Here is a 24,240-nt window from a genome sequence, read left to right as displayed (position 1 = left end):
GTCTCAGTCCCCTGCCGCCGGCGCCGGCCGGCCCCGCACGAGGGCGACGGCCTCGGCGGTGAGCCGGCGGACGGTCGCGAAGTCGCCGGCCGCGATGCGGTCGCGGGGCACCATCCAGGAGCCGCCGACCGCGACGACCGCGTCGACGCGCAGGTACTCCTCCACGTTGCCCGGGCCCACGCCACCGGTGGGGATGAAGCGCACGTCGCCGAACGGTGCCGCGAGGGCGGCGATCGCCCGGGCACCACCGGACGTGCCGGCGGGGAAGAACTTGACGGTGGTGAGGCCAAGCTCCAGGGCGGCCTGGACCTCGGTCGCGGTGACCGCACCGGGCAGCGCGAGGACGCCGTGCTCGGCGCAGCGCTCGACGACGGCGCGGCTCAGACCGGGCGAGACCACGTAGGCCGCGCCCGCGGCGACGGCCTCGTCGACCTGCGCGGGGGTCAGGACGGTCCCCGCCCCGAGGAGCACGTCCCCCCGCGCGGCCATGGCGCGCAGCGCGTCGCCCGCGGCCCGGGTGCGGAAGGTGACCTCGGCGACCGGCAGCCCGCCCTCGACGAGGGCGCCGGCGAGGGGCTCGGCGTCCCGCGCGTCGTCGAGGACGACGACGGGGACCAGCCGCGCCCGGCCCAGCGCGGCCAGCACGTCGGTCACCGCTCCACCACGTTGCGCAGCTCGCCGCCGTCCAGCAGCGCCGCGAGATTGGCACTGACCAGGTCGTCGGCGCCGACCGGCCGGCCGCCGGCCGCGTGCGGCGTGAGCAGGAGGTCGGGGGCGTCCCAGAGCGGGGAGTCGGCGGGCAGCGGCTCGGTCTCGGTCACGTCGAGGGCGGCACCGGCGATGCGGCCCTCCACCAGCGCCGCGACGAGGGCGGGCTCGTCGACGGTCGAGCCGCGGCCCACGTTGACCACGTGGGCGTGCGCCGGCAGTGCGGCCAGCCGGCCGGCGTCCAGGGCCCGGGTGGTGCCGGCGGTCGACGGCAGGATCATGACCAGGACGTCGGTCCGCCCGAGCTCGGCCTCCAGGTCCTCCTCGGCGACGACGGCGAACCCGGCGCGCTCCCCCGCGCTGCGCGCCACCCCGCGCACCCGGGCGCCCAGCGAGGCGAGCACCGGCGCGAGGGTCTGCCCGATGGCACCGAACCCCCAGATGAGCACGCGGGCGTCGATCAGGGTGGTCACCGCACCCTCGGGGTGCAGCGGCTGGAGCCCGCCGAGCTCGCGGGCCCAGCGGTGCTCGCCCTGCGCCCGGGCGGCGGCGGGCAGGCGGCGCACCAGGGCGAGGGTCAGGGCCAGGGCGTGCTCGGTGACCGTCGCGCTGTGCAGGCCCGCACCGGCGGTGACGACGACGTCCTCGGGGAAGCCGGCGGCGAGGACGGCGTCCGGTCCGGCCGCCAGGGTCTGCACCCAGCGCAGCCGGGGCATCCGGCCGGCGACGGCGGCGAGGTCGGCGGTGGAGCTGCCCCACACGACCATCGCCTCGGCGTCCAGGTGCTCGTCGGGCACGGGGGCCGCGGCGTCGTAGACGACCGCGTGCACGCCCTCGGGCAGGTCCGGGGCCAGCGGGACCGAGTCGGGCAGCAGGAGCTTCATCCGAGGAGGCCTCTCGTGGGGTCAGGCGGGGACGGTGCCCGAGCCCCATGCCACACCCGGCCGTCGGGCGCCGCCACCCCAGCCCGGTCGCCCGTGGACGGGAGCCGGACCCTGACCTCCGGCCGCGCCGGGCCCGACCGGCGGGGTGTCAGCCCCGGTAGTTCACGTGGACGTGGTCGAAGTGGTTGGCCGTCACGCCCCCGCGGTCGGCCATCGGCTTCCAGGAGCCGTTGGGCGAGGAGAGCATCCGCTGCTGCCAGATGACGTACTCGACACCGAGCTCGTCCCAGTGGTCGATGTGGTACTGGGCGATGGCGTCGCCGAGGGCGTCGTCGGACATGACCATGTAGTCGACCGCCAGGCCGGACGGGTGACCGCCGGGGTCGGCCGCGCTGGCGCGGGTGCCGCCCAGCCTGATGCCGGCGGCGCCCGGGACGTTGGAGACGACCGCGTTGGCGGCCGCCTGCGCGGCCGGCTTGATGCTCCCGGCGGTGTTGGTGATGCGCGCGACCGCACCCGCCGCGGCCGCGGCGGCCCGGGCGGGAGCGGCCGGCTCCGGTGCGGCGGCGGCCTGCGCGGCCGCGGCCTCCGCCTGCTGTCGCGCGGCGGCCTGCGCGGCCGCCTCGGCCTCGGCCGCGGCCCGGGCGGCGGCCTCCGCCTCGGCCTTCTGCCGGTCGAGCACGGCCTGGTCGGCGGCGGCCTGCGCCTGCTGGGCGGCCGCCTGCGCGGCCTCGCGGGTGCTGCGGCTGGCGGCGAGGTCGGCCAGCGGCTGCAGGTCCCGGGTCGCGTCGACCTCGACGGGCGCGGACTGGGCCGAGAGCCCCAGCTGGGCGGCGACGCTGACCGACTCCGACGCCCCGGCGTCGGCCTGGGCGGCCGGCTCCGCGCCGATGACGACGTTGGCCACGACCGCGCCGGCCGCGGCGGCGGCCAGGAGGAGGGCCGGGCGGCGGCGCGAGGGAGCGATCCGGCCGCGGCGGTCGGCGCGGCGGGAGGTGGTGGTGCGGGGGTCCATGGGGTGGGGTGCTCCGAGGGTGCGGGCGCAGGTGCGCACGGAGGGGCGCAGGCTGCGGGGAGGTCGGGGGACGTCGGCGGTCCGGGAGAGCCGGCCGGTGCGGACACCACGGAGACGGCGGGGACGCCGGTCGAGCGAGGGTGCTCGGGGAGGGTCCGCGGGAGGCGGGTCAGGGACGGCCGCGGGCGATCACGTGCGAGGGTGCGCCCGGAGCCGGCGGTGCCGGAGCGAGGGTGGGCATCCGGCAGGGCTGGGGCACGCCATCCGGCGGCTCTCCGTTCTTCCGATGGCCGCCTACCGAGTTAGCTGACGGGTTCGGGCGGGAAGCGGCCCTGCCCGCTACCCGGACGACGGCCCGGGAGCGGGGTTCACCCCAGTACTGCGGTGGGTCCCCGGCTCGCCCCGGAGGGCGACTCGGCGGCGTCCGCTCGGCTTCCCCGGCAGGGGACGTGAGGACCGGCCGGACCCGACCACCGTAACCGGCGTTATGTGTTTGTGACAATCGCGGACCGTCGATTCGTCGGGTGATGTGTGTCGCGCCTCCCCCGGTCGACGGCCGGGTGGTGTAGGCGCCGACGATCCGCGTGCACGGGGCCACCCGCGTCGTGTGCACGGACCGCGGTGGTCGGCGCCCGCAGAGCGCGGTACGTGCACGAACCGTCGTCGGCGCCGCGGGAGAGGCCAGGGGCGCCGCCCCTAGGGTGGGCCCGTGGAGGTCTGGTTCACCCCGTCCTGCTCCAAGTGCCGCACCGCGCGGGCCCAGCTGGAGGAGGCCGGCGTCGAGTACACGCTGCGCCGCCACCTGGACGACCCGCCGACGGAGGCCGAGCTGCGCGCCGCGCTCCGTGCCCTGCAGCTGGAGCCGTGGGACATCACCCGCATGTCCGAGCCCCTCGCCCGGGAGCTCGGGCTGCGGGACCTGCCCCGGGACGCCGACGCGTGGATCCGCGTGCTGGCCGAGCACCCGCGGCTCATCCAGCGCCCGCTCGTGCTGACCGACGACGGACGGGCGTGGGTCGCGCGGGACGACGCGACGCTGACCGAGGTGGTGGCGGCCGGACGGCGGTCGGACGCGGGCTCCTGACGACGCCGGCTCCCCTGGTCAGAGGCGGTGTGCCGCGGCGGCGGCGAGGGTCCCGAGGGTGTTCGTCGAGAGATGCAGCACGGTGGGGGCGAGCAGGCTCCCGCTGCGGAGCCGCAGCCAGGCGAAGAACGCGCCGGCGGCGGCCGTCCCGGAGCACAGGAGCGCGACGGCCAGCGCCCGGGCGACCGGACCCTCGACCAGGTCGTTGGCCGCCAGGCCGCTGAGCGTGGGCCGGACGTGCCAGACCCCGAAGACCGCCGCGGACACCGCGACCGCGCCGCGGAGCGGCAGCACCCGCCCGAGGACGGCCAGGAGCACGCCCCGGAAGGCGACCTCCTCCCACACGACGGTGCCGAGCGGGATCCGGACGAGGACCTGGTAGGCGATCTCGGCGCCGTCGGCCCCGGCCACCCGGGCGTCGCGCACCAGCGGCCGCAGGGCGGGGACGGCGACGGCGACGGCGTACCCCGAGGCCACCAGCGCAGCGGGGACCCCGCCCCAGCGGAGCCCGGCACCCAGCCGCGACCGCGCCAGGCCCAGCTCGGCCCAGGACAGCCCGGCGGCGCGCGCCACCGCCAGCAGCACGCCGGCGGCGGTCAGGTTCGCCGGGACGTAGGACGCCGGGGCCCCGGGCAGCCGGGTCACGACGAGGTTGTTCCAGGTGCCCAGCACCAGGACCAGGCCGGTGGCGAGGGCCAGCGCCCTCGGGCGGTCGCCGGCCCCGGTCGGCACCTACCGCGCCTGGTCGGTGAGCAGCCGCCGCAGCCCCGCCACCGGCGCGCGCAGCGACCACCACGCCAGCCGCACCGGTACGCCCGCTGCGGCGCGGACCCCGCGGGCGCAGAGCCGCAGCAGGTCGGCGTACTCGGCCGGCCGCGGCCCCTCCGCGGCAGCGGTCCGCGCCGCCCGGTCGGGAGCGGGCGCCGACTCGGCCGGGGGCGGCGTCGCCGGGACGATCAGGTCGACCGTCGTCCGCCGCCGCGGGCCCCGCAGCGACTCGAACGACGGGATCGCCGGCGACGGCGGCCCCTCCTCCTCGTCCGGCTCGATGCCCGCGGCCACGGCCTCGGCGCGCACCTCGGCCTCCGACGGGGCCGCGGCACGGGGCACGCGGGCGACTGGTTCGGGGACGACGTTCCGGATCGCGGCGATCATGCCGGGACCGAGGCCGCCGATCGCGGCGAGGTCGCGCCGGGACAGCCGCGCCAGGTCCTCGGTCCTGGTGACCCCCGCGCGCAGCAGCGCGGAGACCGCCCGGCCGGGCAGGCCCAGGTCCCGGACCGTCCCCGCCGGGACACCCCCGGACGACTCGATCGACATGCGGCTCAACCTATCCCCGTCCCGCTCCGCCCACGCATGCACTCCCGTCCCGTCCCGCGCGGTGCCCGGACGCCCTGACGGGGTCCGTCAGGCACGGGTGAAGGTGCCCAGCCCGGTGCGGTCGTAGAAGTCGAGTCGCACGGTCGCGGCCGAGGCGCCGTCCACGGTGAAGACGGCCCCGGCCGGCCCGTTGGCGTTCTCGCCGATGGTCTCGAAGGTGAAGGTGTCCCCGGAGTGGTGCGTCAGGGCGAAGGACGTCGGCCGGTCCGGCGGCCCCATCGACATCGTCAGGGCGCCACCGTCGGCGGCCACGGTGAGCGGGCCGTAGTAGGAGTTGGCGTAGGTCCCCGTGTAGGCCTCCAGTGGCCGGGCCGGCACCGGGTCGGCCGCTGGCTGCGTCCAGTCGGTCTCCGGAGCGTCGGCCTGCTCGATCTGCTCGAAGATCGCGGCGGTGAAGGTCAGCCAGTCGACCGTGGGTTCGCCGTGGTTGGCGACGTCGAAGAACCCGGCGGCGATCGCCTCCGGGATGCCCTGCGGGCGCCCGTTGGTCAGCACCACGATGCCCAACTGCTCGCCGGGGAGCATCAGGACGGTCGTGGCGGCGCCCAGCGCGAACGCGCCCGAGTGGCCGATCTGCAGCCGGCCCTGGTCGTCGTAGGAGACGTTCCACCCGAGGCCGTAGAAGCCGGTGCGGGCCTCCGGTGTCGCCGGCGGGCCGGAGACCGAGTGCGGGACGCGGGTGACGTCGAGTGCGGCCGGGTCGATGACCCCGGTGCCGGCGTGGACGCCGTTGCCCAGCTGCAGGCGGATCCACTGGGCCAGGTCACGGACCGACGAGCTCGCCCCGCCGGCGGGCGCCTCCGCGTCGGCGTCCCGGGTGTACCGGGCCGCCCAGGTCCCGTCGCCGGTCGGCACGTGGATGGCGGCCCGGTTCGCCGCGGCCTCGTAGTCCTCGTGGCGGTAGCTGGTCGAGGTCATCCCCAGCGGGTCGAAGAGGACCTGCCGGGCCAGGTCCTCCCACGGGGTCCCCGCGGCGGCGGCCGCGGCCTCCCCGGCCGCCGTGTACCCGAAGTTGCTGTAGTTGTAGCTGGACCGGAACCGGTCCAGCGGCTGCTGGTCCAGGTGGTCGAGGATGTACCCCCGGTCCCACCCCAGGTCCTCGAGCAGGTCACCCGCCCCGGTGTGCAGGCCGCTGCGGTGCGACAGCAGGTCGGCGAAGGTCGCGTGCTCGCTGACGTAGGGGTCGCTGAGCGCGAAGGAGGGGTCCGACGCCCGGACCGGGTCGTCCCAGCCGATCGTCCCCTGCCCCACGACGCCGGCGATCACGGTGGACGCCAGCGGCTTGGACACCGACGCGAGCTGGAAGACGGTGTCCGGGTCGACCGTCTCCGGCCGGCCGACCTCGCGGACCCCGAACCCCTCCGCGTGCACGACACGGTCGCGGTGGACCACGGCGACGGCCACACCCGGCACCCCGGTCCGGTCCATCGCGTCGGTCACCAGCCCGTCCAGCGCGGCCACCGCGGTGTCCACCTGGTCCTGGGTCAGCAGCGGTGGCACCGCGGCCGGGGGCGCGGGGGGCAACGTCGTGGACGCCGCCGGGGCGCCGACGGGACCGCCGGCCGCCGCGCACGCCGCGGTCAGCGCCGTCATCGCCACGACCGCGGCGGCCGAGCCGGCCCTGTGCCGCGGTCGTCGGCTGCGGTCGCGGGTGCCTGCGGAGGAGGGGTCGGACACGGTCCACGGTCCAGACTGGCACCCGCAGCAGAGGGTGCCCGGTCGTGAGCGCCACGGGCGGGGCCGGCGGGGCACGCGGCACGCGGGGCGCCCGTGGTGGGGCGGGACCGTAGCCCGGCACGGACGCGGAAGTCGAGGTCCAGCCGGACCGGGCCCCCGGCCGCCGGGCCGCCCGCGGGGTTGCGCGCGTGTGCCGCTACAGGGGGCGTCCGGCGCACCCCTGCCGCGTGTCGGCCGGAACGCCCCTCCGCGGCGCGGGCGAGGTCCCAGCCGTGCACCGGCGTCTCGTGCGCTCAGCCCGCGTCGGCCCAGGACCGCACCACGGCGACGTCGAGCGGGAAGTCGACGGGGAATGCGCCGAACAGGAGCCGGCCCGCTTCCGCCGCGGCGGACCGCACCGCGGCCACGACGTCGTCGGCCAGGTGCTCGGGGGTGTGCACGACGACCTCGTCGTGCAGGAAGAAGACCAGGTGGGGGCGCTGGTCGACCGTCCCGGTGCCGCCCAGTCGCCAGAGCCGGTTGCGCAGGGCGGCCAGCCAGCACAGCGCCCACTCGGCACCGGTGCCCTGGACGACGAAGTTGCGGGTGAACCGGCCCCAGGCGCGGCGGGCCCGGTCCCGCTCCTCGCGCGGAGCCCCCTCGTCGGACGGCTCGCCGAGGTCGACCGGCCGTTCCGCCCACGCGCCGGCCGGCGCCGGGGAGCCCCGGCCGAGCAGGGTGTGCACCACCTCGCCGCGCTCCCCCGCGCGGGCGGCCTCCTCCACCAGGCCGATCGCGCGGGGGTACCGGCGGGCCAGCCGCGGCATCATGCGGCCGCTCGCCCCGCGGGTGCCGCCGTACATCGCCCCGAGCATCCCGACCTTGGCCTCGGCGCGGGTCGCCACCGCGCCGGCGGCCACCATGCCCTGGTAGAGGTCCGACGACCGGGCCGCCTCGGCCATCGCGGCGTCCCCGCTCATCCCGGCGAGCACCCGCGGCTCCAGCTGGGCGACGTCGGCGACCACGAACCGCCAGCCGTCGTCGGCCACCGCCGCTGGGCGGACCTGGACGGGCACCGACAGCGCACCCCCGCCGTTGGACGCCCACCGCCCGGTCACCACGCCCCCCGGCACGAACACCGAGCGGAACCGGCCGTCGCGCACCCAGGTGTCCAGCCAGTTCCAGCCGTTGGCCGTCAGGAGCCGGGAGCGCCTCTTGTACTCCAGCAGCGGCGGGACGGCGGGGTGGTCGAGCTGCTCGAGGGTCCAGGACCGCGTGTCCCGCACCGGCAGCCCGGCGTCCTGCAGGGCCCGCAGCAGCGCGCCGGGCGAGTCGGGGTTGAGGTCGGGGACGCCCAGGGCCCCGCGCACCTCCCGGGCCAGCGCCTCCAGCCCCGACGGGCGCCCCCCGGCCTCCGGCCGCGGACCCAGCAGGTCGGTGAGCAGGCGCTCGTGCACGTCGGCCCGCCACGGCAGCCCGGACCAGGTCATCTCGGCGGCCGCCAGCGCACCCGAGGACTCCGCCGCGACCAGCAGGCCCAGGCGCGCCCGCTGCGCCGACGCGGCGAGCACGGCCTGCTGCCGGTCGTGCTCGGCGACCGGGTCGAGGCGGTCGGCCGGGTCGTCGAGCGGGAACAGCGCCGGATCGGCCTCCGTCACGGGTTCCAGCGCGTCCCACCCGGGCGCCTGCTCCCCGCCGAGCAGCGCGGCGTCGGCGAACGGCGACCGCCGGAGGAGCGCGTGGCCCAGCCGCAGGTCGGTGCAGCGCTCGACCCGGACGCCTGCGGCCAGCAGCGCGGGGTACCAGCGGGTGGTGTCGTCCCACACCCAGCGGACCGGCGAGGACTCCCGCTCGCGGACGAACCCGGCGAGCTCTCCGGCGGGCACCGGGGAGACCGCGACCGGCGTCCCGTCGTCGGTGCACTCCCGCGCCTCCACGACGCCCTCGCCGCGGCGGACGAGGACGACCCGGTTCACCCCGGCAGTCTCCCCGAGGGGTCCGACGGCGCCGGGGAGGCCGGGACCTCAGGCGTCGGCGACCCAGCTGCCGTGGAAGCCGAGCGGGACCCGGGCGGGGAGGTGCACCCGCGCCACCGGGTCGCCGGTGAAGTCCTGCGCGGCCAGGACGACGAGGTCGGTGGCGCCCCGGTCGGGGTCGTGGACGAAGGCGAGGACGTAGCCGTCGTCCTCTGCCGCGTCCGGGGACGAGGGCGCGAACACGGCCTCGCCGACCGTGGCGTCCCGGCCGAACGGGTGGGCCTCGACGGTCCCGGCGGTCATGTCGTGCTTGAGCAGAGCGTTGGCGAAGGCGCCGTCGGCGAACAGGCCGGCCGGGTGGACGGTGGCCGGGCTCAGCTCGCCCACGGCGACGCTGTACCCGTAGCGGTGCGGCCGGGAGACGACCCGCTCGTCGACCCGCGGGAACTCCTGCTCGCGGTCGTCGAGCCGCTGCGCGGACACCCGGCCGGCCGCGGGGTCGACGGTCCAACGGTCCAGGGTCAGCGGTCCCTGACCGGCCAGCGCCGACAGGTCGTAGGCGCCCTCGTACCGGCACACGTCGACGACGACGCGACCGTCCGCGTCGTCGAAGGCGTTGAGCGTGTGGAAGACCCAGCAGGGGTCGATGTCGACCCACCGGACCTCGCGCGCCGCGCCCTCCCGGGGCAGCAACCCGACCCGGGCCGGGTGGGACGCGTTCCAGGCGTAGGGCAGCCGGGCGCCGGCCATCGCCGCGGACAGGTCGAAGGTGACCGGCAGGTCCAGCAGGACCACGTACCGCTCGGTCAAGGCGAAGTCGTGCACCATCGGACCGTCGGCGACGGGGACGTCGGTGGTGCTGCTGACCTTCCCGTCGGGGCCGACGACGACGTGCTGGAGGTGGTCCCAGCCCCAGTAGTAGGCGACCGCGTGCAGGTCGCCGGTCCGCCGGTCGAGCTTGGTGTGCGCGGCGTAGCCGCCGGGCAGGGTGCCGTCGAAGTCGCAGGGGCCCACGGTCTCCAGCTCGTCGGTCAGCTCGTAGGGCAGCGGGCCGGCCTCGACGGTGGCCAGGGTGCGCCCGGCATGGGCGATCACGTGCGTGTTGGCGGCGAAGTCCGTGTCGGCGTGGATGGGGCCGCCGGCCCACTCCTCCCCCAGCGCCCGGGCCATCTCCCGGGAGCGCACCCAGCGGTTGCGGTACCACTCGGCCCGGCCGTCCCGCAGCCGCACGCCGTGCACCATGCCCGGGCCGAGGAACCAGTGCTGGACCGGTTCGTCGAGGCCGAGCGGGTTGGGCCCGTTGCGCAGGTAGCGCCCGGAGAGCTCGGCGGGCAGGCGGCCGGTCACCGGCAGGTCGAAGGCCGTGACCTCCTCGGTGACCGGGGCGAAGGGCCCCTCGAGGAAGCGGCTGCCGTCGGAGATGGGCTGGTCGAGCATCGTCTGTGTCCCCCGGGGGGTCGTCGGCTCGGGCGTCCGGTGCGATGCTCGCCCGCACGCCCCGTCGCCGGACAGGGCCCAACCGCCCTGCCGCGGTCCACCTGGACCACACCGTCGTCGCCGCACGCGACAGGCAGCGGTCAGCGACCTTCCTCGCCGACGTCCGGCCGGACGACGACGTCTCGCTCGACCTCGCGGACGACGGGCAGGTGCAGCCGCGGCACCACGCGCTCCTCGTCACCGAGGAGGAGCTCGACGCCATCCTCGGACGCATCCGCCCCCGGGGCTCTATCCCTTCACGGCCGACCCGTTCGAGCAGCACCGCGCCGAGGTCGACACCCACGACGGCGGCCGGGGCGTGTACCGGCACGACCCCGACGGCCACGTCCTCGAGATCACCACCCGGCCGTACGGTGGCTGCTCCCCGCGCGGGGCACGTTGGCGGGCGGGGCGCACCCGAGGTACGCCCCGGGGCCCCGCCCACGGGAAGTCTGCGACGGACCGGGCCGTCTCGCAACAGATGTCTAGGACGTCTGCCGTGGTGCGGTCGTAGGGTCGCCGGGTGACGTCGGAGTACCGGGAGCTGTCCCCGTCCGGTGCCGCCGCGGCCGTCGTGGCGTGCGTCTGGGAGCAGCGGGCGGCGGCCGACCACGTCCAGCTCGTCGTCCCCGACGGCTGCCTCGACGTCATCTCCGGAGGCGGGCGCGACCCCGTCGTCGCGGGAGCCGACACCGGCCCCCGCCTGGTGGGCCTGCCGGCGGGCACGCTGCTGACCGGCGTCCGCCTCCGCCCGGGCGCGGCCGGCGCGGCGCTGGGGGTGCACGCGGCGCAGCTGCGCGACCGGGAGGTCCAGCTCGCCGACCTGTGGGGGGAGGCCGCCCGGCGGCTGGGGGCCGCGCTGGCCGACGCGGCCCCGGCCGTGCGTCGCGCGCTGCTGCTGGAGGCCGTGCACTCCCGGCGGGCCGCCCCCGACGCACTCGTCGCGGCCGCCGCCCGGCTGCTCGCCGCGCCGCGCGCGCGGGTCGCGACGGTGGCCGCCGACCTGGGGGTGACCGAGCGCCGGCTGCACCGGCGGACCCTCGCCGCGGTCGGCTACGGCCCCAAGCAGCTGGCCCGGGTGGGGCGGCTCGCGCGGCTCCGCGCCCTCCCCCACCCCGACCTGGCCGGCCGGGCGCTGGCCGCCGGCTACGCCAGCCAGTCCCACATGACCGACGAGGTCCGCCGGCTGACCGGGACGACGCCCGTCCGATTCCTGGAAGACGGCGGTCCGGCCGCTCCCTAGCGTGCGGTGCATGCCCATCGACGTCGCCGCCGCCGAACGGTTCGTGCTCGACACCGCCCGCCTGCTCGACCGGCACCGCCTCGCCGTGCTGCTGCACGGGGCCCCCGTCGAGCCGGTCCTCACCGCCCTGCGGGCCTACCGCAACCCCGACGGCGGCTTCGGCCACGCCCTGGAGCCCGACGTCCGGGACCCCGCCAGCCAACCGGCGGCACTGCTGCACGCGCTGGAGGTGCTCGCCGAGGTCGGGGCGCTCGACGACCCCGTGGTCACCGGCGCCGCGGAGTGGGCGGCGCGCACCGCGCGCCCCGACGCGGCGCTGCCCTTCGTCCTGCCGAGCGCCGCCGGCGCGCCGCACGCACCGTGGATGGCGCCGGACGACGGTCCCTCGTTCCTCACCATGGCCGTCGTCGCGCTGCTCTCCCGGGCCGGGGAGGACGGCGCCTGGCTGGCCGACGCCACCGGCTGGTGCTGGTCACGGGTCGAGGCCCCCGCGGAGCTGGGCGCCTACTGGGTGAAGTTCGCACTGGACTTCCTCGACGCCGTCCCGGACGACGACCGCGCCCGCGCGGCGGTGGAGGGGCTCCGCCCGGCGATCGGGCCGGACGGGACCATCCCGGTCCCCGGGGGGACGGAGGGCGAGCACCTCACCCCGGCGGAGCTCTCCCCCCGCCCGGGCCTGCGCAGCCGCGCGCTGTTCACCCCCGGGCAGATCGAGGCCGACCTGGACCGGCTGGAGGCCGGGCAGCGCCCGGACGGCGGGTGGGAGTTCTCCTGGCTGGCCTGGTCGGAGGGCCAGCGGGTCGAGTGGCGGGGCGGGGTGACGCTCCGGGCGCTGCAGACGCTGGCCGCACACGGCCGGCTCCCGGCGACGGGCTGAGCCGCCCGCCCTCGTCCCGGTCGGCCTCGTCCCGGTCGGCCTCGTCCCGGTCGGCCTCGTCCCGGTCGGCCTCGTCCCGGTCGGCCTCGTCCCGGTCGGCCTCGTCCCGGTCGGCCTTGTCCCGGTGGGCGGACGTGGGCAGACTCCCCACACCCCGGGATCCCCACGACGCCGTGCGGAGGACGACCGTGTCCGACGACCTCGCCTACGCCCCCGCCACCGAGCTCGCCGCCCGGATCCGGCGCCGCGACCTCTCCCCCGTCGAGTTGCTCGACGCGGTGATCGAGCGCATCGAGGCGCGCAACCCGAGCCTGAACGCGCTGGTGTTCACCGCGTTCGACGAGGCCCGCGACCGTGCGCGGGAGGCCGAGCGGGCCCTGACGTCCGGGGCGACCCTCGGCCCGCTGCACGGCGTCCCCACCGCGCTCAAGGACCTGTTCGACTTCAAGCCCGGCTGGCCGGCGACCTTCGGCGGCGTCCGTGCGCTGCGGGACTTCAGCGTCCCCGCCCGGTGCACCTACGCCGAGCGGATGGAGGCCGCCGGGGCGGTCCTCGTCGGCAAGACCAACAGCCCGGTGATGGGCTTCCGCGGGACCTGCGACAACCCGCTGTTCGGCCCGTCGCGCAACCCGTTCGACACCACGAAGAACACCGGCGGCTCCTCCGGCGGCAGCGCGGCCGCGGTCGCCGACGGGCTGCTCCCGCTGGCCGAGGCCACCGACGGCGGGGGCTCCATCCGCATCCCGGCGTCCTGGTGTGGGCTCTACGGGTTCAAGGCCTCCTTCGGCCGCGTGCCGCAGACCTCCCGGCCCAACGCCTTCGGCTCGCTCAACCCGTTCCTGTTCGAGGGCGCGCTGACCCGCACCGTCGACGACGCCGCCCTGGCCCTCGACGTGCTGGCCGGCTACGACGACCGCGACCCCTTCGCGCTCGACGAGCCCGTCACCTTCGCCGGCGCTCCCCGCCGCTCGATCCGCGGCCTGCGGATCGCCTACAGCCCCGACTTCGGCGGGTTCCCCGTCGACCGCCGGGTCGCCGCGGTCGTCGCCGATGCGGTGCGCGTGTTCGAGCAGGCCGGCGCCGTCGTCGAGGCGGTCGGCCTGCGGTTCGACGCCGACCAGCGCGAGCTCAGCGACCTGTGGTGCCGGCTGATCGCGCCGCTGAACATCGAGGGCCTCGAGGGGCTGGCGGCCCTGGGGGTCGACGTGCTCGGGGAGCACCGCGCCGACCTCCCACCGGAGTACCTGCGCTGGATCGACGAGGGGTACCGGCTCAGCGCGCTGGACGTGCTCCGCGACCAGCGGATGCGCACCGCGGTGTACGACCGGGTGCAGGAGGTGCTGCGGACGCACGACCTCCTGGTCACGCCCACCCTCGGCGCGCTGCCGGTGGACAACGCCGCCGACGGCAACACCGTCGGCCCGAGCAGCGTCGAGGGCGTCGAGGTCGACCCGCTCATCGGCTGGTGTCTGACCTACCCGGTCAACTTCACCGGGCACCCGGCCGCCTCCGTCCCCGCCGGGGACGTCGACGGGCTGCCGGTCGGCATGCAGCTGGTCGGCCGCCGCTACGGCGACGCCGACGTGCTCGCCGCGAGCGCGTGGGTGGAGCGCCTCCGACCGTGGTCGGACGCCTACGCCCGCTGCGCCGCCCGCCCGCTGGACTGAGCCCGGCGACCGGCCCCGTTCCCCAGGCGTCGGGGCGGTCGGGGTCGGGTAGGGGCACCACCTCGACACCCGACAGAGAGGGGAACGACATGGACGTCGGAGGTCTCGGCGACAAGGCGAAGGACGCCCTCAACAGCGAGCAGGGCGAGCAGCGCAGCGACCAGGCGCTGGACAAGGCGGAGCAGTTCGCCGACGAGAAGAGCGGCGGCAAGTTCGACGCGCAGACCGACAAGGCCGGCGACCTCGCCGACCAGCGCATCGGTCAGGAGGGCGGCGCCTGAGCCGCCGGTGAGGGGGGGGGGGGGGGGGGCGGCCCCCCCCCCCCCCCCCCCCCCCCCCCCCCCCCCCCCCCCCCCCCCCCCCCGCCCCGACGGCGTCCCGCGGCGCGCTCAGGGGCATTGCCATCACCGTCGGCCGGTTGGAGGCTGCCCCCGAGGCTCCCGAGCGGACGGAGGCATGCCATGCCGGCACCGACCGACCACGAGCTGTTCGACCTGGGGGACCTCCCCCTGCAGTCCGGCGGGACCCTGCGCGGGGCGAAACTGGCGTACAAGACCTACGGCAGGCTGGCCGACGACCGGTCGAACGTGATCCTCCACCCGACCTGGTTCAGCGCCTGGCACGACGCCAACGAGTGGACCATCGAGCCCGGTCTGGCGTGCGACCCCGACCGGTACTTCGTCGTCGTCCCGAACCAGCTCAACAACGGGCTGTCGTCGTCGCCGAGCAACACGCCGCCCCCGTTCGACGGGCCGCACTTCCCGCCGGTCACCTTCCACGACCAGGTGGAGGCGCAGTACCGGCTGCTCACGGAGAAGTGGGGCATCGAGTCGCTGGAGCTGGTCCTGGGCTCCTCCATGGGCGCGGGCCAGACCTACCAGTGGGCGGTCAGCCACCCCGAGATGGTCAGGCGTGCCGCGCCCATCGTCGGGTCACCGCGGACCAGCGAGCACAACCAGGTGTTCCTCAAGAGCCTGCGGGCGACGCTGACCCTCGACCCGGCCTTCCGCGGCGGGCACTACTCCCCCGACGCCCCGCCCACCGCCGGACTGCGCGCGTTCGCCCGCATCTACGCCGGGTGGGGTCTGTCCCAGGCGTTCTACTGGCAGCGCGAGTACCGGGAGATGGGCTACTCCTCGCTCGAGGACTTCCTCGTGGGGTTCTGGGAGGGCTTCTGGCTCGACCACCGCGACCCCAACGACCTGCTGGCCATGCTGTGGACCTGGGAGCACGGGGACGTCGGCGCGACGCCCGGCTTCGACGGGGACACCGAGGCGGCGCTGCGGTCCATCCGCTGCCCGCTGGTGTCGATGCCGGCGCGGACCGACCTGTACTTCCCGCCCGAGGACGAGCAGTGGGCCGCGCAGTTCATCCCGAACGGCGAGGTCCGGGTGATCGACACGATCTACGGCCACTTCGCCGGTCTGGGCGTGCACGCCCCGGACAACGAGTTCATCGACAAGACGCTGCGCGAGCTGCTCAGCCGCCCGGCCTGACGGCGGCGGACGTCGGCCGCGGCTGCGACGATCGCGCCGTGCTGCTCAGCGACGTCCTCGCCGTCTCCACCGCGGTCGCCGCCACCCGCTCCCGGACGGCGAAGGCCGCGGCGATCGCCGACCTGCTCCGGCGGGCCGGCGCGGCCGAGGTTCGGCCGGTCACCGCGTGGCTGTCCGGCGAGACGCTGCAGGGACGGCTCGGCGTGGGCTGGCGGACCCTCGCGCAGCGGGCGCACGACCCCGCGCCGGCCCCGACGCTCTCCGTTGCCGCCGTCGACGGGGTCCTGAGCGACCTCGCCGCGACGACCGGTCCCGGCTCGGCGGCCCGCCGCGACGCCGTCCTGGGCGGCCTGTTCACCGCGGCGACCGCCGACGAGCAGCGGTTCCTCGTCCGGCTGCTCACCGGGGAGCTGCGCCAGGGCGCGCTCGAGGGCGTCGTGCTCGACGCGGTGGCCGCGGCCGCCGACGTCCCGGCCGCCGAGGCCCGCCGGGCCTTCATGCTCTCCGGGAGCCTCCCGGCCACTGCCGCGACCGCCCTGGCCGGCGGCGTCGACGCCCTGGCCGCCGTGCGCCTGCGGGTCGGCCGGCCCGTGCGGCCCATGCTGGCCAGCCCCGGCTCCTCGCTCGACGCCGCGCTGGCCGACCTCGGCGAGGACGTCACGGTGGAGTACAAGCTCGACGGCGCCCGCATCCAAGTGCACCGGGACGGCGACGTGGTCCGGGTGTGGACCCGCACGCTCCGCGAGGTGACCGACGGCGTGCCCGAGCTGGTGGCGCGCGTGCGGGCGCTGCCGTGCACCGCCGCCGTCCTCGACGGGGAGACCCTCGCGCTGGACGACGACGGCCGCCCGCGCGCCTTCCAGGACACGATGAGCCGCTTCGGCAGCGACGGCGGCGAGGACGTGCTGCTCAGCCCGTTCTTCTTCGACCTGCTGCACCTCGACGGGGCGGACCTGCTCGACGAGCCGCTGGGCGTGCGCCTCGACGCGCTCGCCCGGCTGCTCGCCGCCGACGAGCACGCGCCGCTGCGGATGCCCGGCGTCCGCCGCCCGTCACCGGACCAGGCGGCCGAGGTGCTCGACGGCGCGCTCGCCGCCGGCCACGAGGGCGTCGTCGTCAAGGCCCTCGACGCCGCGTACGCCGCCGGCCGGCGCGGCCGGGCGTGGCAGAAGGTCAAGCCCGTGCACACCCTCGACCTGGTCGTGCTCGGCGCCGAGTGGGGGTACGGGCGCCGCTCCGGGAAGCTGTCCAACATCCACCTGGGGGCCCGCGACCCCGACGGCGGCGAGCCGGTCATGGTGGGCAAGACCTTCAAGGGCATGACCGACGAACTGCTGGACTGGCAGACGCGCACCTTCCCCGAGCTGGCCCGCGAGCGCCCGGACTGGGGCGTGCTCCTGCGGCCCGAGCTGGTCGTCGAGATCGCCCTGGACGGCGCCCAGCGCAGCCCCCGCTACCCCGGCGGCCTCGCCCTGCGGTTCGCCCGCGTGCTGCGCTACCGCCCCGACAAGACCCCGGCCGAGGCCGACACCGTCGACGCGGTCCGCGCGCTGCTGGCCGGGGGCTGACGGGGCCGTCGGGCCCTGGTGGGCCCGGCCGGCCCGCGGCACCCTCGCGACGCACGGGGCCGCTGCGGGGAGTACGGAGCGCCCGCATGACGCTGACCCGCCCCGGGACGACCGCCGTCCGGGCACCCACGTGGCGGACCCGCACCGCCTCCTGGTGGGTCCTGCTCAGCGCGCTGGTGGTCGCCGTGTACGCGCCGCTGCCCTACGCGCTGGACCCGCTGGCCGACCTCGCCGCCGAGGGCCAGGCACTGGCGGCGAACTACGTCGCGCGACCGCCGCTCGTCCGGCTCGCCTTCGCCCTGCACGTCGGGTTCGGCGGTCTGGCGCTGCTGCTGTCGCCGCTGCAGTTCCTGCACCGGCTGCGGGCCCGGGCTCCTGGGGTGCACCGGTGGGTCGGCCGGCTCACCCTGGTCTCGATCGCGGTCGCGGGGCTGGCCGGGCTGGTCCTCGCGGCGCACAGCCTCGCGGGCCCGGTCGGCACCGCCGGGTTCGGCACCCTCGCGCTCCTGTGGCTCGCCTGTGCCGCCACCGCCTTCCGTGCGATCCGGCGGGGGGACGTGGCCGCGCACCGGCGCTGGATGGTCCGCACGTTCGCGCTCACCTACGCCGCGGTCACCCTGCGGCTGCAGCTCGGACTGCTGGTCGCGGTCCAGGCCGGCCTGTTCGGCGTCGACGGGGACACCGCCTTCGGCCGGGCCTATCTGCTGGTCCCGTTCCTCTCCTGGGTGCCGAACCTGCTGGCAGCCGAGCTGTACCTGGCCACGGGCGACCGGCGCGCCGCGGCCCTGGCGGCCTGACCGCGTCAGTGGTCGGCGCTGGAGCGCAGGGCCGCGCCGCCGTACTCGCGCAGGTGCGTCACGGCCAGCACCCGGGTCATCGGGTAGAGCTCGACGTCGGCGTCGTCGGTCAGCTCGTCCACGACGGTGAGCCAGCCGGGTGGTCCGAACCGGACGACCCGGCCGGGCAGCTCGACCGGTCCTCCCGGGTCCTCGGCCTCGCGCACCACGACCCGCGCCTGGTACAGGTGGCGGTCGTTGACGGTGGTGATGTCCATGGGGTCACCCTCCTCACCGCAGGGGCTCCGCGAGGGGCCGCGGCGCGGCCCTCAGCGGCGGAAGAACAGCCGGATGGCCGTGCCCCCGGACCCGGAGGCCACGGCGACGTCGTCGGCGACGCTCCACGCCAGCCACATCCCGCGCGCGCCGGCAGGGTCCTCGTCGGGCGGGACGTAGCCCAGCGTCTCGTCCGGCAGCCCGGGCCCGGCGTCGGCCACCTCGACGACGAGGGTGTCCCCCTCCGCCCAGGCCGAGACCGACGCGAACGCCGCCACGCGCAGCGCGTTGGTCACCAGCTCGTGCACCGCCAGGACGACGTCGTCGGTCCGGGTCGCCCATCCCGCCGCCGCCGCCGCGGCGAGCCGGCGGGCCGGCTGCGGCGCGGTCACCGCGACCGGTAGCACCCCGGCCGGCGGCTCGCGCCACGCCGGCTGGGCCGACCGGATGAAGTGCCGCGGGTCCTCGTAGGCCGCGGCCGGGACGGGCGCGCCCGCCCCCCAGGTCAGCGGGTGGGTGCGGGCGACCGCGTCCAGCACGTCGGGCGACAGACGCTGCCGGTCGTGCAGGCACAGGCTGTAGTAGGGCATCGAGGTGTAGCAACGGTTGGCGACGGCCTCGAAGCGGCTCCACTCCCGCCCGTCCTCCGAGGCCAGCCACACCGGCTCGGCGGCGAGCCGCCAGGTGGGCACCGAGGCCCGCAGGGCACGCAGGTCCCGGTCGTAGGCGTGCAGCGTGCCGTGCCCGCCCCGCCACCAGGTCTCGGCCGGGGCGAAGGTCGCCAGCCGCGCCACGTCCGGTCCGAGGTGACCGGCGAGCACGGTGCGGACCCGTTCGCCCGCGACGACGAGCACCGGCTCGCCGCGGGAGAGCCCCTCGAGCACGAACGGCACGACGCGGTCCACGACCTCCTGGTCGGTGCCGAAGGCGAAGGCCTCGTGGGCGAACCCCGAGCCGTCCCAGTCGCCGGTCGGGCGCACTGCCGACACGTCGGCCCCCCTCTGTCGTCGGCCGGGGCGAGGAACAGGTCCACCCGAGACCCGGCCGTTCCCTCGACGCTACCCCCGCCGTCCCGGAGCGGAACAGCTGCGTCCGGTACGTCCCGGACGGCGGGGAGCCGGTGCGTCGAGGGTGGTGGCGGTCAGGCGGCCTCGGCCTCGCCCGACCCGCGGGCCGGGTCCCGGGGCTCGGGCGGGGACCCGGCAGCTCCGGGCGCCGGGTGGTCGCGGTCGCGGTCGGCCAGCGCGCCGGCCAGGTGCCAGGCCGTGCAGTCGGCACAGCTGGCGATCCAGACGGAGCGGGCGTGGCGGGAACAGGGGGTGCGCAGTGCCATGGTGGTTCTCTCTGATGGCCGGGGTCGGACCACCGGCCGGTGGTTGGACTCCTGCACAACACGCGCGGGCGGCCGCGTCATCCGGGGTGTGCCGGGGACCACGCGGCACCGGCCGCGGTGCTCCCCGAGCGCTGCGAGCGGCACGCGGACCTCGTGCGCCTGGTCGAACGGCTGGAGCCCCGAGGGCGTTCCACGACGACCGGCTGGAGACCCACGTCCTCGGCTGATGCCGCCTACTCCGCCGGCTCGGCGCCCACGCGGGGGTCGAGGTGGGCCAGCGCCCGGCGCAGCTGGACGCGGCCGCGGTGGATGCGGCTGCGCACGGTGCCCAGCTTGATGCCCAGCGTCGCCGCGATCTCCTCGTAGCTGAGCCCCTCGATGTCGCACAGGACGACGGCCACCCGGAACTCCGGCGACAGCGCGTCCAGCGCCGCCTGCACCTGCGGGTCCAGGTGGGTGTCGGCGTAGACCTGCTCGGGGCTGGGCGCGGTGCCGGGCAGCCGCTCGGTGTCCTCCGGCAGCGCGTCGAACCGGATCCGCTGCCGGCGCCGCACCATGTCCAGGAACAGGTTGGTGGTGATCCGGTGCAGCCAGCCCTCGAAGGTGCCCGGTGAGAAGTCCGCCAGCGAGCGGAACACCCGGATGAAGGTCTCCTGGGTGAGGTCCTCGGCGTCCTGCGGGTTGCCCGACAGCCGGTAGGCCAGCCGGTAGACCCGGGCGGAGTGGTCACGGACGACCTGCTCCCACGTCGGCGTCACCCAGCCCTCGGCCTCGACGGACGCGGCGACGGTCGACAGGTCAGCAGTACTCACGGTAGGGGGCCTCCACCACACGGTCGGCAGGTCTCCCCCGCCCGGTGGTCTCCCGGGCCGACGCGCCGGACCTGGTGTCAGGTCGTACTGACGACGCTTCGTGGAGGGGTACTCCCCTACGCCGTCCATGCTATCGCAGCGACCGGCGTCGGCCGACGACCTGCCGCGCCGCGTGGCCCGCGGCCGGCTCAGTCCACCCGCCAACGGACCTCGACCGCCGTCCAGGTGGTGACCCGGAACTCGGCTCCGCCGGCGGACGGCGGCGGGCGGCGGGCCACCGGCGGCGTCCGGACGGGCCGGACCGGCCGGCCTGGGCCGGTCAGGGAGCGGACCACCCGGCCCACGACCGCCGCGGCGACCGCGTAGGCCGAGGCCCGCAGCACCGGCCCGGCCGTGAGGACCCGCGCCACGGGCACCCGGCGCACACCGGCGAGCGCCCGGGTCGCCGCCCGGAGCGGGGTCGGCGGGGAAGGCGGGGACGGCGCGGGGACGGCCCGCGCGGACTCCGCGCGGGCCGTCCCCTCGGAGGTCACGTGCGCTCCTGCGGGTCAGCAGACCTCGAGCACCCGCTGGTCGCGCCCGGCTCCGGCCGGCCGCTCCGCGCGGTGGGCGACGTCCGCCCGCGCCGGTCCGTCGGCCGGAGCCGCAGGAGGCGCTGGTCGCCGGGCCGCCCGCACGCCGTAGCCGCCGGTCACGACGATGACGACGCAGACCGCCACGTAGGCCCACAGCCACGGGTCGCCCGGGTCCACGTCCGACCGGTACCGGACGAGCACGCCAAGCTGCAGCGCTCCGAACGCGGTGTAGGCGACCGCCGGCACGAGCAGGCGGTGCAGGTCCCGCTCCCGGATGACCAGCGCCGCACCGATCCCGAGGGCGATCAGCCAGGCGCCGATCACCTGGCTGCTCAGCGGCATCAGGTCCCACGGCCAGAAGCGGGTGACCGGCTCGGACTCGTGGTGCACCACCAGCCCGCCCAGGAAGAGCGCCACGCCGGCCGCCGCGAGGACCGCGCCCTGGGCGCCCAGCAGCCGGGTCAGCCACCGGGGCATGCCGCGGCCGACGCTCCGCACCGGCCGCCGGCCGACCTCCTGGAGGACGACAACGGCTCCGGAGGCCACCGGGACGACCAGGTAGACGACCAGCCAGAACCACGCGGCGGCCTGGCCCGCGCCCTCCCCGTGCACCAGGTGCATCCGGTGCGCGTGGATCAGCGTCGCCACGAGGGTGAGGACGGTGAACACCGCGACCGTGATGACGGCGACGCGGATCTCGCCCCACGTCCGGCGCCGCAGCGCCAGGAGCGAGAGGGCCGCGCCGGAGGCGTAGGCCGCACCGAGGAACGCCGCGGTGAGCTCCATCTTGATGCTCCACGCGAAGTTCGCCTGAGCGCGCTCGGGCGAGACCAGCAGGGCGAGGACGGCGAGCAGGGTGAGCGCCGAGAAGGCCCTCAGCAGCCACCGGGTGCCGGGACGGATGTCCGACACCTGGGCGTCCCGGCCGGGACGCAGCGGCGTGTCCGCCTCCGGTGCGACGCGGGTGACCGCGGCCATGTCAGTTCCTCCGGACGCCGAACGGTGTGAGCGTTCTCACTCTGACGGGTGCTCCACCCCGGCACATGACCAGGACGGGCCCACTTGCGCACGGACCCGGCATGGTCAGATCTGACCATGCCGGACCGTGGCGCGCGGATCGGCTAGGCGTGACGGGCCCAGACCGACGCGCCGTGCCAGTCGATGGCGACGACGGGCTCGTCCCCGACCACCCACGCGTCGTGGCCCGGCGGCAGCGACGTCACGTCGCCGGGACCGGCCTCGAGCTCTGTGCCGTCGGCCATGACCACGTGGATGCGGCCCGAGACCTGGTACTGCTGGTGCGGCGCCTCGCACAGCTCCGTCCCGGCCACCGGCCGGACGTGCTCGGACCACCGCCAGCCGGGCTGGACCGTGATCCGCCCGACCTGGGCGCCCCCGCTCAGGTTCAGCAGTTCCAGCCGCCAGTTCTCCCCCCCGGACCTCGTCCGGCTCGTCGAACGTGGCGTGCTCCAGCGGCTGGGTGTCCATGGCTCCTCCTCCCCGGTGTCGTGTGTCCGGGCACTGTCGTTGTCCTCGCGTCCCGGCACACGGTCAACGGGAACCGCACCGTCCGGCCTCTCGGCACGCCCGCCGCGAGGGGTGGCCACGCCGGCCGGACGACCGCGTGCGGGGTGCTGGCCACGCCGCCACGAGCGGAGCAGGCTGACGAGGTTCCGGTCGGGGCACCGCTCGCGGCCGGTGTCCACCGACCGGCGACCGCAGGGAGCCTCCCGTGCAGCCCTTCGACACCACCCCCGACGACCTCGACGGCGAGAACGACTCCGGCGTCCTGGACCCCGAGGACTCCCTCGACGACCGCGGCGTGGACCCGCTCGACGAGGGGTGGTCGCCGGCCGAGCGGCCGTGGGCCGTCGACGACTGGGGCATGACCGGAGAGGAGGAGGAGGCCGGGGAGGGCCTGGACCGGCGGCTGGCGCGTGAGCTCCCCGACCGCGCCGACCCGGACGGTGACGGGTTGGGTGACGCCTCCGACACCGACGGCGAGCTGCTCGACGACGAGGTCGGGGGTGCCCGGGCCGGGCGGCTGGTCGAGGAGGACGAGGGCATCGGCTCCGACACCGAGTCCGAGCTGGTCGCCTCCGACCGGGGCATCGACGGCGGTGCGGCCTCCGCGGAGGAGGCCGCCGTCCACCTGGTCGACGACGACCGCGAGACCGACGAGACCCTGGTCGGTGACTCGTGACCCGGACCGACGACCTGGTGGTGCAGCTCGACCGTTCCTTCTTCGCCGATCCGCACGCGGTGTTCGCGACCCTGCGGGACGAGCGGCCGGTGGTACGGGCGCGGACGCCGGTGGGCCTGCCCGTCTGGCTGGTGACGCGCTACGAGGACGCCCGTGCGGCGCTCGCCGACCCGCGGCTGTCCAAGGACGGCGCCCGCTTCGCCGAGGTCCTCGACTCCTCCCCCGTCCCGCCGGAGCGGCGGGTGGTCTTCGCCCGGGAGCTGACCCGGCACATGCTCAGCTCCGACCCGCCCGACCACACCCGGCTGCGCAAGCTGGTGGGGCGGGCGTTCACCGTGCGGGCGATCGCCGGGCTGCGCCCGCGGATCGAGCAGATCGCCACGGACCTGGCCGACGCGATGGCGGCCGGGCCCGCGGAGGTCGACCTGCTCGACGCCTTCGCCTTCCCGCTGCCGATGAGCGTGATCTGCGAACTGCTCGGCGTCCCGGACCGCGAGCGCTCGGCGTTCCGGACGTGGTCGAACACGCTGCTGGCCTCCGACGACGCGACCGCCGAGCGCACCAGCGCGGCGTCGTCGATGGCGGGGTACCTGGCCGCACTCGTCGCGGAGAAGCGCGCCTCCCCCGGGGACGACGTCCTCTCGGCCATCGTCGCGGCCTCGGAGGACGCCGACCGGCTCTCGGCCGAGGAGACGGTCGCGATGGCCTTCCTGCTGCTGGTGGCCGGCCACGAGACCACGGTCAACCTCATCGGCAACGGGGTGTACGCGCTGCTGCGCCACCCGGAGGCGTTCGCCCGGCTGCGCGCCGACCCGGACCTGACCCCCCGCGCGGTCGAGGAGTTCCTCCGGTTCGACGGGCCGGTCGACCTGGCCACGTTCCGCCACACGGTCGAGCCGGTGGAGATCGCGGGCACCACCATCCCGGCCGGGGAGGTCGTCCTCGTGGCCCTGTCCTCGGCCAACCGGGACCCCGACCACTTCCCCTCCCCCGACGTCCTCGACCTGGAGCGCGACGCCGGCGGCCACCTGGCCTTCGGCTTCGGCCTGCACCACTGCCTGGGCGCGCCCCTGGCCAGGCTGGAGGGGGACGTCGCGTTCCGGACACTGATCGGGCGCTTCCCGGACCTGGCGCTGGCTGCCGACCCGGACCAGCTGACGTGGCGGTCGAGCATGGTGATCCGCGGGCTGACCCGCCTGCCGGTGCGGCTGCACGGCTGAGGGCGGACGGCGGAC

The 24,240-nt window shown here is 76.6% G+C and carries 25 protein-coding genes and 1 riboswitch; of the genes, 10 read left to right on the top strand and 15 right to left on the bottom strand.

What is annotated here, in order from left to right; all coding sequences use genetic code 11:
- Positions 1-3: 3 nt before the first annotated feature.
- The 3 genes from eda to ACI79C_RS16800 form a co-directional block, all read right to left on the bottom strand.
- Positions 4-654 carry a bifunctional 4-hydroxy-2-oxoglutarate aldolase/2-dehydro-3-deoxy-phosphogluconate aldolase gene (gene eda, locus ACI79C_RS16810; protein ID WP_456946813.1) on the bottom strand — a complete coding sequence of 217 codons (651 nt, stop codon included), beginning with the start codon at positions 652-654 and terminating at the stop codon, positions 4-6.
- Positions 651-1,592, bottom strand: coding sequence for a phosphoglycerate dehydrogenase (locus ACI79C_RS16805; protein ID WP_456946812.1), 942 nt, complete (start codon positions 1,590-1,592; stop codon positions 651-653). Before ACI79C_RS16805 ends, eda begins: the two co-directional genes overlap by 4 nt.
- A gap of 148 nt (positions 1,593-1,740) precedes the next feature.
- Positions 1,741-2,607, bottom strand: coding sequence for a hypothetical protein (locus tag ACI79C_RS16800; protein WP_456946811.1), 867 nt, complete (start codon positions 2,605-2,607; stop codon positions 1,741-1,743).
- Positions 2,608-2,883: 276 nt separating this feature from the next.
- A riboswitch (cyclic di-AMP (ydaO/yuaA leader) is annotated at positions 2,884-3,037 on the bottom strand.
- A 279-nt stretch (positions 3,038-3,316) separates the two neighbouring features.
- Between ACI79C_RS16800 and ACI79C_RS16795 the strand changes: the two genes are divergently transcribed.
- Positions 3,317-3,691 (top strand): ArsC/Spx/MgsR family protein, encoded by a 375-nt coding sequence (locus ACI79C_RS16795; RefSeq protein WP_456946810.1) that lies wholly within the window; start codon positions 3,317-3,319, stop codon positions 3,689-3,691.
- 18 nt (positions 3,692-3,709) lie between these two features.
- Here the strand turns inward: ACI79C_RS16795 and ACI79C_RS16790 are convergent, their stop codons facing one another.
- The 5 genes from ACI79C_RS16790 to ACI79C_RS16770 form a co-directional block, all read right to left on the bottom strand.
- Positions 3,710-4,423, bottom strand: a complete 714-nt coding sequence (locus tag ACI79C_RS16790) for a CPBP family intramembrane glutamic endopeptidase (protein WP_456946809.1) — start codon at positions 4,421-4,423, stop codon at positions 3,710-3,712.
- A complete protein-coding gene (locus tag ACI79C_RS16785) occupies positions 4,424-5,011 on the bottom strand; it encodes a hypothetical protein (protein WP_456946808.1) in 588 nt (195 codons plus the stop codon).
- Between the two features lie 87 nt (positions 5,012-5,098).
- A complete protein-coding gene (locus tag ACI79C_RS16780; protein WP_456946807.1) occupies positions 5,099-6,748 on the bottom strand; it encodes a serine hydrolase in 1,650 nt (549 codons plus the stop codon).
- Positions 6,749-7,041: 293 nt separating this feature from the next.
- A complete protein-coding gene (locus ACI79C_RS16775; protein ID WP_456946806.1) occupies positions 7,042-8,703 on the bottom strand; it encodes a bifunctional 3'-5' exonuclease/DNA polymerase in 1,662 nt (553 codons plus the stop codon).
- A 48-nt stretch (positions 8,704-8,751) separates the two neighbouring features.
- Positions 8,752-10,140, bottom strand: a complete 1,389-nt coding sequence (locus ACI79C_RS16770) for a carotenoid oxygenase family protein (RefSeq protein WP_456946805.1) — start codon at positions 10,138-10,140, stop codon at positions 8,752-8,754.
- A 562-nt stretch (positions 10,141-10,702) separates the two neighbouring features.
- Between ACI79C_RS16770 and ACI79C_RS16765 the strand changes: the two genes are divergently transcribed.
- From ACI79C_RS16765 to ACI79C_RS16735, 7 genes are all read left to right on the top strand, one after another.
- A complete protein-coding gene (locus ACI79C_RS16765) occupies positions 10,703-11,422 on the top strand; it encodes a DUF6597 domain-containing transcriptional factor (protein WP_456946804.1) in 720 nt (239 codons plus the stop codon).
- Positions 11,423-11,432: 10 nt separating this feature from the next.
- Positions 11,433-12,299 carry a hypothetical protein gene (locus ACI79C_RS16760; protein WP_456946803.1) on the top strand — a complete coding sequence of 289 codons (867 nt, stop codon included), beginning with the start codon at positions 11,433-11,435 and terminating at the stop codon, positions 12,297-12,299.
- A gap of 188 nt (positions 12,300-12,487) precedes the next feature.
- A complete protein-coding gene (locus tag ACI79C_RS16755) occupies positions 12,488-13,966 on the top strand; it encodes an amidase (RefSeq protein ID WP_456946802.1) in 1,479 nt (492 codons plus the stop codon).
- Positions 13,967-14,055: 89 nt separating this feature from the next.
- Positions 14,056-14,247: an antitoxin gene (locus ACI79C_RS16750; protein ID WP_456946801.1), complete on the top strand. Its 192-nt coding sequence runs from the start codon at positions 14,056-14,058 to the stop codon at positions 14,245-14,247.
- 180 nt (positions 14,248-14,427) lie between these two features.
- Positions 14,428-15,462 carry an alpha/beta fold hydrolase gene (locus ACI79C_RS16745; RefSeq protein ID WP_456946800.1) on the top strand — a complete coding sequence of 345 codons (1,035 nt, stop codon included), beginning with the start codon at positions 14,428-14,430 and terminating at the stop codon, positions 15,460-15,462.
- A 38-nt stretch (positions 15,463-15,500) separates the two neighbouring features.
- A complete protein-coding gene (locus tag ACI79C_RS16740) occupies positions 15,501-17,030 on the top strand; it encodes an ATP-dependent DNA ligase (RefSeq protein WP_456946799.1) in 1,530 nt (509 codons plus the stop codon).
- Between the two features lie 86 nt (positions 17,031-17,116).
- The gene (locus tag ACI79C_RS16735; protein WP_456946798.1) at positions 17,117-17,827 is read left to right on the top strand and encodes a DUF2306 domain-containing protein; all 711 of its coding nucleotides are present in this window, start codon (positions 17,117-17,119) and stop codon (positions 17,825-17,827) included.
- A 5-nt stretch (positions 17,828-17,832) separates the two neighbouring features.
- Here the strand turns inward: ACI79C_RS16735 and ACI79C_RS16730 are convergent, their stop codons facing one another.
- From ACI79C_RS16730 to ACI79C_RS16700, 7 genes are all read right to left on the bottom strand, one after another.
- Positions 17,833-18,084, bottom strand: a complete 252-nt coding sequence (locus tag ACI79C_RS16730) for a hypothetical protein (RefSeq protein ID WP_456946797.1) — start codon at positions 18,082-18,084, stop codon at positions 17,833-17,835.
- A gap of 51 nt (positions 18,085-18,135) precedes the next feature.
- Positions 18,136-19,071: an anti-sigma factor RsbA family regulatory protein gene (locus ACI79C_RS16725; RefSeq protein ID WP_456946796.1), complete on the bottom strand. Its 936-nt coding sequence runs from the start codon at positions 19,069-19,071 to the stop codon at positions 18,136-18,138.
- 152 nt (positions 19,072-19,223) lie between these two features.
- Positions 19,224-19,415: a hypothetical protein gene (locus tag ACI79C_RS16720; protein WP_456946795.1), complete on the bottom strand. Its 192-nt coding sequence runs from the start codon at positions 19,413-19,415 to the stop codon at positions 19,224-19,226.
- 233 nt (positions 19,416-19,648) lie between these two features.
- Positions 19,649-20,227, bottom strand: a complete 579-nt coding sequence (sigE, locus tag ACI79C_RS16715) for an RNA polymerase sigma factor SigE (RefSeq protein WP_456946794.1) — start codon at positions 20,225-20,227, stop codon at positions 19,649-19,651.
- A gap of 188 nt (positions 20,228-20,415) precedes the next feature.
- Positions 20,416-20,760: a hypothetical protein gene (locus tag ACI79C_RS16710; RefSeq protein WP_456946793.1), complete on the bottom strand. Its 345-nt coding sequence runs from the start codon at positions 20,758-20,760 to the stop codon at positions 20,416-20,418.
- 15 nt (positions 20,761-20,775) lie between these two features.
- A complete protein-coding gene (locus ACI79C_RS16705) occupies positions 20,776-21,780 on the bottom strand; it encodes a hypothetical protein (RefSeq protein WP_456946792.1) in 1,005 nt (334 codons plus the stop codon).
- 143 nt (positions 21,781-21,923) lie between these two features.
- Entirely contained in the window at positions 21,924-22,133 is a 210-nt protein-coding gene (locus tag ACI79C_RS16700) for a hypothetical protein (protein ID WP_456946791.1), read from the bottom strand.
- A gap of 401 nt (positions 22,134-22,534) precedes the next feature.
- On the opposite strand from ACI79C_RS16700, the gene ACI79C_RS16695 reads away from it, so the two are divergent.
- Positions 22,535-23,005, top strand: coding sequence for a DUF5709 domain-containing protein (locus ACI79C_RS16695; RefSeq protein ID WP_456946790.1), 471 nt, complete (start codon positions 22,535-22,537; stop codon positions 23,003-23,005).
- Positions 23,002-24,225: a cytochrome P450 family protein gene (locus ACI79C_RS16690; RefSeq protein ID WP_456946789.1), complete on the top strand. Its 1,224-nt coding sequence runs from the start codon at positions 23,002-23,004 to the stop codon at positions 24,223-24,225. Before ACI79C_RS16695 ends, ACI79C_RS16690 begins: the two co-directional genes overlap by 4 nt.
- Positions 24,226-24,240: the final 15 nt, after the last annotated feature.

The organism is Geodermatophilus sp. SYSU D00697 (assembly GCF_054050175.1).
This window is presented reverse-complemented; position numbering and strand designations above follow the sequence as displayed.